An 8,834-nucleotide genomic window follows, 5' to 3' on the forward strand; every position below is an offset into this window, starting at 1 on the left:
GATGGGAGTCAGGGAACGGTCGCAACGCCTCAGGGCGTTCACGACCGATCGCATGGGTCGGAGTTTGGGTGTTGCAGAGCGTTTTCATAAGTGGGATCATCCGAGGCGACGCCGCAGCCGATCATGCAGCAGGCGAATCGGTTTAAACTGCTTGCGGAGCTCAGCCTCGGTAGGCTGGCGCGTGGCGGTGCGATGTCGGTACGCGTCGGCAAGTTCACCAACCCGCGTGAGCCGCTCGGCAGCACCAAGCGAGAGCGGCTGGCCCCGTTGCGCCACATAGAGCCGCAACGCTTCACGAATCAGCTCGCTTTTGGTGCGATGCTCCACTCGGGCCAGCGCTGCTGCCAGCGTACTCATCTGAGGCGGCAGCGAAATCGTCCACGTCCTCGTCACTCGCATCTCGTCTCCACTGATAAATGCTTACTTTGTCTTACTGAGTATTATACCATATTCGCCGTATACGTATCGATGCTGCTCAATCTCCCCTACACGGTGGACGCTAGATGGCTTGTTGCTTAAAGGCGCAGGACGTCGCGGGCGGCGCGGGCGATGTCTTCGGGCATGCTCATCCATATGGGTGCAGGTGGGCCTGCGGCCGCGCGTGTTAGAGAAAGCCAAGCTTGCGTAAGCGGGCGAGCGCTTCAATATACACTTCTTCATCGCGACGCATGCCGGCGTTGATGACGAGCACAAGCAAGCGATCGCGCTCGATGTGGTAAATGACGCGGTAGGCGCCCACCCGAAGCCGCCAATAGCCCTTGAGCGGTCCGGCCAACGGCTTGCCGAATGTCGTGGGACTCGTCGTTAATTTCGCCCGAATGGCTTTGGCGATCTGCTGACGAGCCGCAACGTCAAGTCGCGCGAAATCCTCGTCGACAACGAGGCGATGAATCTCGACCTGCCACATTCGTCACGAATGGCGCAGACCGACGCGTCGTTCAAGCTCTTCGAGCGAAATATAATCCTTCGGGCGGGCACGCCGAACGCGCTCCTTGGCCAAAAGTCCCAAGATGGTGTCCTCAACCAAATCCAACAGCCCTTCTGTGCGTTCGTACTGCTCGATAGGCAATAAGACCGCCATCGGCTTGTGGCGCTTTTCCACGATGACCGGTTCTCGCTGGGCTGTCTTGACGATCTCTTCGGCATGCGTTCGGAACTCGGACACTCCCACGAGAGTTGTGTCTTCCTTGATGCGTCTCATCTTCACTCCTCCTCACTGAAACAAGCATATCATAAGCCTATTCAATTGTCAATTCAATGTACAATGTTCGGGGAACCTAGAGCGCTTGCTGTTTAAGGCGGAGGACGTCGTGGGCGGCGCGGGCGATGTCCTCGGGCATGAGATGGAAGGCTTTGAGGAGGACGGCGGGGTCGCCTGAGGTGCCGAAGCGGTCATTGACACCGACGAAGCGCATCGGCACCGGATGGGTTTGCACCACCACTTCAGCCACCGCGCTGCCCAGGCCCCCAATCACGGAGTGTTCCTCGGCCGTGACCAGCGCCCCGGTGTCTTTGGCGGCGGCGATGATGGCCTCGCGATCGATCGGCTTGATCGTGTGCAGGTTGATGACGCGCGCGTCGATCTCCTCCTTGAGGAGCGCTTCGGCGGCCGCGAGCGCATGCCCGACCATCACGCCGCAGGCGATGATGGTCACATCAGCGCCCGGCCGCATCGTGATCGCCTGCCCGATCTGGTAGGGATCGGACTCTTTCGTCACCGCCGGGGCGGGGGCTCGACCCAGCCGCAGGAACACCGGGCCCGGGTAGTCGGCGCAGGCGATCGTCGCTTTCCTGGCCTCAATCGCATCGCACGGCGCGATCACCGTCATGTGCGGCAGGGAGCGCATGTGGGGAAACTCTTCCAGCGCTTCGGCGGTGGCGCCATCCGCCCCGACCGACAGCCCGCCGTGCGAGCCGGCGATTTTCACATTCAGCTGCTGGTAGCAGACGGCCAAGCGCAACTGCTCAATCGTCTTGCCGACGATGAACTGGGAGAACGAGCACGCAAACGGAATCTTGCCAGCCAGAGCCAGGCCGGCCGCCGTGCCGATCAAATCCTGCTCGGCGATGCCCACGGAAAAAAATCGATTGGGGTACGCTTTCTTGAACGCAATCGCGCGGCAAGAATCTTCCAAGTCGCCGGAGAGCGCGACCACGTGAGGGTTCGTCTTCCCCAACTCCAGCAGCCCTTCTCCGAATCCGTCTCGTGTCGCTTTATCCGCCATCGGCTGTCTTCCAATCGATATCAGATATCAAACAGACGTTTGATATCTGATATCGCTCTAAGACTCAAGTTCTTTCAAGGCGCGCTCAAGTTCGTCGGGTTTGGGGGCCACGCCGTGCCAGGCGTGGTTCAGCTCCATGAAGGAGACCCCCTTGCCTTTCACCGTGCGCGCGACGACGACCTGGGGCTTGCCGGTGATCGTCGCGGCTTCATCATACGCACGGCACACCTGGGCGATGTCATGGCCGTCGATTTCAATCGTATGCCAGCCGAAGGCGCGCCATTTGTCAGCGAGCGGCTCGATGTCTTGGATCTCTTTGACCGGCCCGTTTTGCTGCAACTGATTCGCGTCGATGATCGCGCAGACCGCGTCCAGCTTGTGGTGGTGTGCTGTCATCGCCGCCTCCCACACTTGGCCTTCCTGGATTTCCCCGTCGCCCATTAAGCAGTAGATCCGGCGCGCGCGGCCATCCAGCCGATCGGCCATCGCCAAGCCATTGGCCATCGACAAGCCCTGGCCCAAGGACCCTGCGGAAATTTCGATTCCCGGCACCGAGTTGCGCTCGGGGTGCCCCTGGAGCCTCGTAGGATACTTGCGCAGGGTCATCAACTCGTCTTTGGGGAAGTAGCCCTGGTACGCCAGCACCGCATAGAGCGCTGGACATCCGTGCCCTTTGGACAAGAGAAAGAGGTCGCGGTCGGGCCACTGGGGCCGTGTGGGATCATGGCGCAGCGCGTGCCAATACACGCCGACCAGGAGCTCGACCATGGACAAGGAGCCGCCGGGATGGCCGCTGCCCGCGTTGGCAATCATGCGCAAGATAGCCTGGCGCAATTCCACCGCTAATTTTTTCAACGCCTGGAGATCAGGTTGCAACCGTTGAGCGCTCATCAGGAAATAACCAATGACCAAATTCCAATGACCAAACAATAACCAATCACCAAATGTTCCAATAACCAAACCGTTTGGTCATTCGGTTATTGGAACATTGGTCACTGCTTGGTTATTGGTGCTTGGTGATTGGTCATTGTTTTTAGTTTCTCTTGGATCGTCGTCTGCTGCGGATCCAGCTCCGCCGCGCGCTGCCAGCTGGCTCGCGCGCGCTCCACATCATGCCGCTGAAAATACACATCGCCGAGATGGTCAAAAATCACCGCATCATTATCGATGAGGACAGCCGCGCGCTCAAGATATTTCATCGCCTCGTCCAGATGCCCCATTTTGAATTCCACCCAGCCGAGGCTGTCGAGGTAGGCGCCGTTGTCCGGATCGAGCATGAGGGCCCGCTCAATCAATTGCTTGGCCTCCTCTAATCGCGTGCCCTCTTCGGCCTGAATGTAGCCGAGATAATTCATGGCATCGCTGTGGTGGGCATCAAGCTCCAGCGTCCGCTGCAAGAACCGCCGCGCCTCATCCCGGCGCCCCAGCCGATCCAGCTGCGAGGCCGCGTAAAAATGCGCCTGCGCATACTCGGCGTTGAGGGCAATGGCTTTCTCAAACGCCCGCAGCGCTTCGTGGGTCTGCTGCGCCTCCCGGTAGACGATGCCGAGGGCGACATACAAATCCGGCCGCTCGCCGAAGGCCTCCAACTGCTTGCCGAGAAACTGCACCGCCTCCTCATAGCGGCCCTGGACGATCCACACCCGCACCGCCCCCACCACCGCATCGACATCATGCGGGGTCAGATCCAGCACCGCCTGATAATTCGCCAGGGCCTGCGCATACTGCTTGGCCGAGGCGTGCGCGCGGGCCGAGTGGAAATACAAGCGCGGGTTAAACGGGTCAAGATGCAGGGCGGCTTCGTAATGCGCCGCCGCCTCCGACGGCCGATCGGCCAACTCAAAGGTCAGCCCCAGGGCCAGCCGCGTCTCGAGGCTCTCCGGCTGCAGCTCCAGCGCTCGCGAGAGCTCCCGCAGCGCCTCCTCATACTGCCCCACCCGGCCGTAGAGCACGCCGAGGTTATAGTGCAGCTGCGTTGAGGAGCCGGCCGCGTCGCTGATCCGATGGTAGAGCGCAATCGCCCGATCGAGCTGGCCTTGGAGCACATAGAGATCGGCCAGCGTGCTGAGCACAAATTGGTCTTCCGGATCGATCCGCTGCAGCCGCTCATAATCGTCAACCGCCTTCTCGAGCTGGCCCTGCGAGGCGTGCAGCATCGCCACCCACCGCAAGGCGTCGGGCTGGTCGGGCTGCAGTGTTAAAGCGCGCTCAAAGGAGTCCAGCGCCTTGTCCATCTGGCCCATTTTCACGTAGGTCGCCCCCAACCGCACATGCAAGACCGGCGAGCGGCGATCATGGGTGAGGGCCAACTGATACGCATCGAGGGCGTCCGGCAGTTTCAAGGAGCGCTCGTAGAGCAAGCCGCGCAAGTAGGAGCTCAACGCCGCGCGATCCGTCTCTCGATGGACGACATGCGTCGTCGCGCATCCGCTGCTGAGCAGATAGCACATAGCAGATAGCAGATAGCAAAAACGGAACGCGTTTCTCATTGATCAATTCTATGTGCTATGTGCTATTTGCTATGTGCTGCAGTTAGTAGATCACTTTGTTGAGGGGATACTCAATGATGTCCTGCCCGCCCGCCTCTTTCAACTTCGGGATCAGCGCCTTGATCTCCCGTTCTTCGATGATGGTTTCCACCGCCCACCACGGATCGCGGTTGTCGCGGGACCAGAGTTTCGAGACGGTGGGGCGTTTCATCGATGGCAGCGCGTCGATGAGCTGTTGGAGCTTCCGCTCCGGCACATTCAATTTGACACCCACTTTGCCGTCGGCTTCGACCGCGCCCAGCAGCAGGGTCTTGAGGCTCTCGATCTTGCGCCGCTTCCAGGCATGACGCAGGGCGGCCGGATTCGCAATCAGCTGCGTGGTCGATTCGCAAATCGTGTCCAGAATGCGCAGGCCATTCGCCACCAGCGTTTGGCCAGTCTCCGTCAGTTCGACGATGGCATCCACGACCCCGGCCCGCACCTTGCCCTCGGTGGCCCCCCACGAAAACTCCACATCCGCATGCACCCCGTGCTTGGCCAGATACGCTTTGGTCACATTGACGAGTTCGGTGGCGATGCGCTTGCCCTGCAGTTGCTTGATCGAGGTGATCTTCGCCTCGGCCGGCACCGCCAGCACCCATCGGACCGGATGCCGCGTGGTGCGCTTGGCATAGACGAGCTCCGCGACCCGCGTGACCCGCGAGCGGTTTTCCAAAATCCAGTCCTGGCCCGTGATCCCGCAATCGAGCACGCCCTGCTCGATGTACCGCGACATCTCCTGGGCGCGCAGGAGCATCGGCTCGATCTGCGCATCATCGATCGAGGGCTGGTACGAGCGTTCGCTGATGACGACCTGAAAACCAGCCCGGGCAAAAAGGCGCACGGTGGCTTCCTGCAGGCTGCCTTTGGGCAATCCTAGCTTCAACCGCGGGGCCGGGGATCGCTGCGTGCTTCTGGTCATGGGGAACTCCTTGGGTATGCGACAGAACCTTCATTTTATCAAACCCTATGCCGGGGCGCTGATTTTTTCCGTCCTGGGCGCCATGGATCGTTGACAGGCTTCTCCGGAACATGCTATAGTTGGAGATTGAGATGAAACCTCGACGGAGTTTGTGGGCCCACCTGCGTCTGTTTTTGACGATCCACTGGATCAAAGTCGCGGTCGGGCTGGTTCTGCTCGCCTCCGTGATCTGGCCGGTCATCGCCATCGGCCGGCTGGATTCGTACCAGCGGGACTACATCATGGCGTTTACGTCGCTCACCCCGCTGCAGTCGATCTTGGCGGCGGTGTCGTTCGTCTTCCTCTATCAGTACTTCCTCTTCGGCGGCCGGGGCTTCGGCCAAATGACCAACTTGAGCGGCGAGTCCGCCGGCCGCTCCGCCAACCAAGTGAAATGGAGCGAGGTCGTCGGTATGGAAGAGGGCAAGCAAGAGGCGTGGGAGGTCGTTGAGCTGCTGCGCGACCACGCCAAGGTCGCCCGCATCGGCGGCAAGGTGCTGCGCGGCATTCTGCTGATGGGCCCGCCGGGCTGCGGCAAAACCTACCTCGCCAAAGCCATCGCCACCGAATCTGGGCTGCCCTTTCTCTCCGCCTCTGGGGCGGAATTTAATGTCATCTTTATGGGCACGGGCGGTGCGCGCGTGCGGTCGCTCTTTAAGCGCGCGCGGATGATGGCGGAAATCCACGGCGGCTGCATCGTGTTTCTGGATGAGATCGACGCCGTGGGACGCTCCCGCAGCATGGACATTGGCTTCGGCGCCCAGACCGATTACAACAACACGGTCAACCAATTGCTTGTGGAGATGGACGGGCTGCACAGCAAAGGCTCCAATATCGTGGTCATCGGGGCGATGAACCAGGCGGAGGCCGTGCTGGATGAGGCCCTGCTGCGCCCCGGCCGGTTCGACCGAAAGATTTACGTGGACCGGCCCGGCCTTGAGGATCGCGAGAAGCTCTTCCAATTCTACCTCGCCAAGGTGAAGGCGGATCCGGTCATCGACAACGCGCGCTTAGCGCGGCGGTCGGTCTGGAAGTCGCCGGCGGACATCCAAAACATCGTCCAGGAAGCCACGCTCATTGCGGCGCGCAGCAAGCGCGAAGTGGTCAACTACAAGGATTTGTCGGAAGCGTTTGAGCGCATTGACATGGGCTCCAAGCGCTACCGCACGATGCCGGAAGAAGAGCGGCGCAACACCGCGTATCACGAAGCCGGGCACCTCATCGCGGTCTACATGCTGCATCCAACGCACGACGTGTTCAAGGCCTCCATCTACATGCGCCGCTCAACGCTGGGCGTGGTCTACCATGTGCCGCGGCAGGAGTATTACAGCGAAACGCGCGATAAGCTGCTCGCGGACATCAAGGCCTCGCTGGCCGGCTACGTCGCGGAGAAACTCAAATGCGGCTCCACTACCTCGGGAGTGGCCGCGGACTTTCAGCATGCGATTTCCGCCGCCCACCACATGGTCTGGAGCCTTGGGATGGGCACGAACGGGTTTATCGGCGACTACGAGATGCTCGTCGGTTCCTGGGCGTTCCGCCGAACTGCGTCGGGCGATCATCTCTCGGATCGCATCAAGGAAAAATTGAACGAGGAAACCAACCAGATCATGCAGGCGTGCTTGAAGGAAGTGGAGGATCTGCTGGGCAAGGAAGATGCGCTGCTGGAGCGCTTCAAGGACGAGCTGCTGCGCAAAAACGAGCTGGAATACGACGAAATTGAAGCGATCTTCAAGGAATGCGGGAAAGAGCGAACCTTTCCCTCGACCGGACCGGGGATCCACCTCTAACGCATTTGACGCATGACGACGACGAGATGACGAATGAACCTGCTGCTGCGCGCATTAGGCATCCTCTGCTGTGGCGGCAGCCTGCTGGCGGCGGCAGGCTGCGGCAGCGGCCCGACGTATCCTAAAGCCCGCCTCTCAGACGCCGTCACATCCGTCCTCACCAGCGAAGGCATTGCCCCGACGGCCGTTCGCGTCCTCGAGCATACCGTGGCCGTGCAGCTCATCTATCCAGACGCCTTGTCGCAGACCGGCGGGCACATCAACGTCGGCCCGGCGTTCGATGAGGCCACGCGGAAAATCATCACGTCGCTGCACCGCGTGCTGCTGAGCACGGATGCCGACGTGCGGTTCTACGTCGTGCTGCTCTCCGATCCGAACACCCCAGGGGCCTACCTGACCATCGTGCGCTACCTTGATGACATCCGGCGGGCGAATGCCAACATGCTCGACACCCCGGAGATCATCGCCCGCACCGTCTTTGAGCTTAACGCTGTGGGGCCGGCCAAGATCACCCTCGACTCGTACCTGCCGCATGAGGTCCGCCTGGAAGAGTTCTTGAGCTGGCAGCTCGCGCGGCGCATCCAGCGGCAGCTCATCGAGCAAGTGCAGCAGCCAGGTCTTGCGACGATCGGTGCCTGCGCCGGACGATTCCAAAACCGGGAATTCGCCTTTACGCTGGATGTGGCCCCTTCCACCGGGGCCCCGCTGGATGAGGCGACGATCCAGCAGGTCTTCCAGATGGCCACCAATGAGATCGCCAAGGTGCTCGGCAGCTATCGCTTCGACTCCTTCGATCAGGTGCGCCTCATCCACCCCCTCACTGGCCGCAATTTCGTCCTGCCTAAAGCGCGTCTGGGCCTGTTTCGGTAACGGCTCTTGACGCTCCGTCGCCACAGACGCTATACTTGAGATTAGGATTACGACTGACGAGAAAGGCACACCCCGGGTGACCGGGGGCCGCAAAGCTACGGGTCTCTTCGAGACTGCCGAGTTGCCGTATCAGTGAAGAGATTGCCGAGCTACCGAATGAGGCGGCTCGGCCTTTTCGTTCGATATCAGATATGAAATGGGCATTTCATATCTGATATGGTTTGGGCGTTTGATATCTGATATCAAACGGCCATTTCATATCTGATATCGCCTTGACACTGGGAGGTAGGCGATGAAACAGACGCTGCCGGGTTGGTTGCTCATTGGATTGCTGCTCGCGACGACCGCCTATGTTGTGGCCGAGGAGATCACGTTGACCACCTACTACCCCTCGCCGCGCGGGGTGTACCAGGAGCTGCGCAGCACCAGCAGCTCGTACTTTGCCACGCAAGGCGGCAGC

General features: G+C 60.6%; 10 protein-coding genes and 1 riboswitch. Of the genes, 3 read left to right on the top strand and 7 right to left on the bottom strand.

What is annotated here, in order from left to right; all coding sequences use genetic code 11:
* Positions 1-96 precede the first annotated feature (96 nt).
* The 7 genes from HY737_03695 to HY737_03725 form a co-directional block, all read right to left on the bottom strand.
* Positions 97-399 (bottom strand): type II toxin-antitoxin system VapB family antitoxin, encoded by a 303-nt coding sequence (locus HY737_03695; protein MBI4597486.1) that lies wholly within the window; start codon positions 397-399, stop codon positions 97-99.
* Positions 400-604: 205 nt separating this feature from the next.
* Complete coding sequence (locus tag HY737_03700) at positions 605-907, bottom strand: type II toxin-antitoxin system RelE/ParE family toxin (GenBank protein MBI4597487.1); 303 nt, start codon at positions 905-907, stop codon at positions 605-607.
* 3 nt (positions 908-910) lie between these two features.
* Positions 911-1,201, bottom strand: coding sequence for a type II toxin-antitoxin system Phd/YefM family antitoxin (locus HY737_03705; protein MBI4597488.1), 291 nt, complete (start codon positions 1,199-1,201; stop codon positions 911-913).
* A 76-nt stretch (positions 1,202-1,277) separates the two neighbouring features.
* On the bottom strand, positions 1,278-2,225 hold the full coding sequence (locus HY737_03710; protein MBI4597489.1) for a transketolase family protein: 948 nt from the start codon (positions 2,223-2,225) through the stop codon (positions 1,278-1,280).
* A 57-nt stretch (positions 2,226-2,282) separates the two neighbouring features.
* Positions 2,283-3,116 (bottom strand): transketolase, encoded by an 834-nt coding sequence (locus HY737_03715; GenBank protein ID MBI4597490.1) that lies wholly within the window; start codon positions 3,114-3,116, stop codon positions 2,283-2,285.
* Positions 3,117-3,217: 101 nt separating this feature from the next.
* Entirely contained in the window at positions 3,218-4,675 is a 1,458-nt protein-coding gene (locus HY737_03720; protein MBI4597491.1) for a tetratricopeptide repeat protein, read from the bottom strand.
* Between the two features lie 82 nt (positions 4,676-4,757).
* Positions 4,758-5,675 carry an ATP phosphoribosyltransferase gene (locus HY737_03725; GenBank protein ID MBI4597492.1) on the bottom strand — a complete coding sequence of 306 codons (918 nt, stop codon included), beginning with the start codon at positions 5,673-5,675 and terminating at the stop codon, positions 4,758-4,760.
* 131 nt (positions 5,676-5,806) lie between these two features.
* Between HY737_03725 and HY737_03730 the strand changes: the two genes are divergently transcribed.
* From HY737_03730 to HY737_03740, 3 genes are all read left to right on the top strand, one after another.
* On the top strand, positions 5,807-7,504 hold the full coding sequence (locus HY737_03730; protein ID MBI4597493.1) for an AAA family ATPase: 1,698 nt from the start codon (positions 5,807-5,809) through the stop codon (positions 7,502-7,504).
* Between the two features lie 33 nt (positions 7,505-7,537).
* Positions 7,538-8,374, top strand: a complete 837-nt coding sequence (locus HY737_03735) for a hypothetical protein (GenBank protein ID MBI4597494.1) — start codon at positions 7,538-7,540, stop codon at positions 8,372-8,374.
* A 54-nt stretch (positions 8,375-8,428) separates the two neighbouring features.
* Positions 8,429-8,531, top strand: a riboswitch (cyclic di-GMP riboswitch).
* 135 nt (positions 8,532-8,666) lie between these two features.
* The coding region (locus HY737_03740) for a hypothetical protein (GenBank protein MBI4597495.1) at positions 8,667-8,834 on the top strand (168 nt) is incomplete at its 3' end.

This window comes from Candidatus Omnitrophota bacterium (assembly GCA_016209275.1).
Classification (GTDB): Bacteria; Omnitrophota; Gorgyraeia; order Aquiviventales; family Aquiviventaceae; genus JACQWM01.